The organism is Pseudoalteromonas shioyasakiensis, from assembly GCF_022398475.1.
Lineage (GTDB): Bacteria > Pseudomonadota > Gammaproteobacteria > Enterobacterales > Alteromonadaceae > Pseudoalteromonas.
Window position 1 is genome coordinate 1 of record NZ_JAKEVM010000254.1, and the last position, 2468, is coordinate 2468.

Below are 2468 nucleotides of genomic sequence, written 5' to 3' on the forward strand. Positions count from 1 at the left end.
ATATAAAGGTAAATATTTTAAAGCTCAAAGTGGCAACTATAACTGCTATGCTATTTCTGGTTAGTGTATCTTTTTTTGCACTTGGCAATTTTTGTAACGGCTTAATTTATAAGAATAAAATTTTAATTGCCGACTTCATGCATTTTGGCTTTTATAAACCACCAACTCTCATTCAGATGGCTTTAAACTGGCTAACTATCTTAATAGTTATCTTGTTACTTTCTTTAAATTTCATCATTGCTTCAGCACCTTTCAAAGCAAGAAAGCACTTTAAAACTAGTTTTATTGATAACTCATAACTGTGGCAACTTAAATTATAAGTAACTAACTGCTCTGTAAATCTCCACCCATAAAAAAGCAGCCCACTCGGGCTGCTTGAAACTTATAGCTTAAGGCTTAAAGCTAAATACTTTTAAAAAGGCAAATAGATTTGCGCGCTTAGGCCACCTTCTGGACGATTAAGTAGTTGTACTCGGCCGCAGTGCATATCGACAATACGTTTAATTATCGCAAGGCCTAAGCCACTGCCTTCGCTACCGCGAGCGGCATCACCTTGTTTAAACGGTTCAAATACAGTTTCAAGTTCGCTTTCTGGGATCCCCGGGCCGTGATCGTTAACCACGACCATGGCAAACTTTTTATTACTGCTCACGCGGGTTTCAACCTCTATATCACCATCTGAATAGCGAATTGCGTTTTCAATCATATTAGTAACAACACGCTTTATTGCTACCATACTCACTGGCACTTCGCTTAAGCTCGGATTCTCTTTAAAGGTAATAGTGCGGTGATGTTTTTGTTCAGCTTCGACAACTTCAGAAACAATCGCGTTTAAGTCTTCTAGCTCAAGTTCTTCACGTTTGTGATGGCGTAAATATTCAATGAATTGGTCGATAATGGCATTCATGTCTTCAATATCATGAATGATCCCTTCACGCAGGTAATCTTCATCGTCCGACATCATTTCGGTGGCAAGGCGAATACGTGTAAGCGGCGTGCGCAAGTCATGAGAAACACCTGCCATTAATAACCGACGGTCATTCTCAAGGGCAGCAATTCCACGCGACATTTGGTTAAACGCACGGGTTACTTCAATAACTTCAGTAGAGCCTTGCTCTTCTAGCTTGGTAGAAAAGTCACCCACCCCTACTTTAACAGCGGCTTGTTGCAGTGCCTTTAAAGGTCTATTTAGATGGCGGGCAAACAACCACCCACCGAGTACACTTAAAAAGCCAATACTCGATAAATAAAAGGTTAAGAACTTCAGGTTGTTTTCTTGCAGGCCGGTGAGCGGCACGCGCACCCAATAACCCGGTGCTTGCGGTGCTTCAACCCAGTAAACAAGTGGATCGGTTTGGCTTATTCGTACCCGAGCAGAGCCATTGAGTTCTTTCGACATACTGCGCGATAGCATGGAGTACTCACGAGTTTCAGCCAACCCCTCACTCATCGCTTGACGTTGGGTCATCACTTCGATGCCGGTGATCTCAAAAAACTTGTCTGAGGCTTCCTTGCTTACCTCAACCCCTTCTTCCCATTCGATAAACACGGTTTTCACCTGTTTCGAAAGGATCAGGTTTACTTGTTCTATAGTTGGTTTAACAACATAAAAACTGACCGTGATATAAGAGACAATTTGATTGATTAACAGCAGGGCCGCAACCAAAAATACCGTTTGTCCAAACGCACTACGTGGAAACATGCCCATTACTGTTATTTTTCACCGTCTGGCACAAATACGTAGCCTAAGCCCCATACTGTTTGTATATAACGAGGATTAGCGGCATCCACTTCAATCATACGGCGTAAGCGTGAAACCTGAACATCGATACTGCGCTCAAGCGCACTGTAATCTCGGCCACGTGCTAAGTTCATCAATTTATCGCGACTAAGCGGTTCACGAGGATGAGTCACTAACGCTTTTAATACCGCAAACTCACCACTGGTTAACGACATTGTTTTATCACCATGGCTCATTTCGCGGGTCGCAAGGTTTAGTGTGAAGTCACCAAAGCTAATTTCGTTTTCTTCGGCAGCCGGCGCACCTGGCACTTCTTTAGCACGACGACGTAAAATTGCTTTAATACGCGCTAACAGTTCACGTGGGTTGAATGGTTTAGGAATATAATCATCAGCACCAAGCTCTAAACCGATTATGCGGTCAACTTCATCGCCTTTGGCTGTGAGCATTACAATTGGAATGTCATTTTCTTTTTGACGTAAACGACGGCAAATTGATAACCCATCTTCACCTGGTAACATTAAATCTAATACAATCAAGTGGAAGTTCTCGCGCTCTAATAAGCGATCCATTTGCTCTGAATTTGCTGCTGAGCGAACAATAAAGCCTTGTTCTACAAGGTAACGCTCTAGCAAACTACGTAAGCGCATATCGTCATCAACAACCAATACTTTTGTCGTTTCGTGTCCCATAACTTTCATTCTTTTTGTAATATGTTACTTATTAA

At 42.2% G+C, this 2468-nt stretch carries 3 protein-coding genes; 1 reads left to right on the forward strand and 2 read right to left on the reverse strand.

The genetic code is table 11. The annotated features are described in order from the left end of the window. Positions 1-299 (forward strand): hypothetical protein (locus tag L1D51_RS21215; RefSeq protein WP_239964801.1); only part of this gene is annotated, 299 nt, incomplete at its 5' end. A gap of 113 nt (positions 300-412) precedes the next feature. Here the strand turns inward: L1D51_RS21215 and envZ are convergent. Both envZ and ompR read right to left on the reverse strand, forming a co-directional pair. Beyond that, positions 413-1708: a two-component system sensor histidine kinase EnvZ gene (gene envZ / locus L1D51_RS21220; RefSeq protein WP_239964803.1), complete on the reverse strand. Its 1296-nt coding sequence runs from the start codon at positions 1706-1708 to the stop codon at positions 413-415. Positions 1709-1713: 5 nt separating this feature from the next. Beyond that, complete coding sequence (ompR, locus tag L1D51_RS21225) at positions 1714-2433, reverse strand: osmolarity response regulator transcription factor OmpR (RefSeq protein ID WP_054554428.1); 720 nt, start codon at positions 2431-2433, stop codon at positions 1714-1716. Positions 2434-2468: the final 35 nt, after the last annotated feature.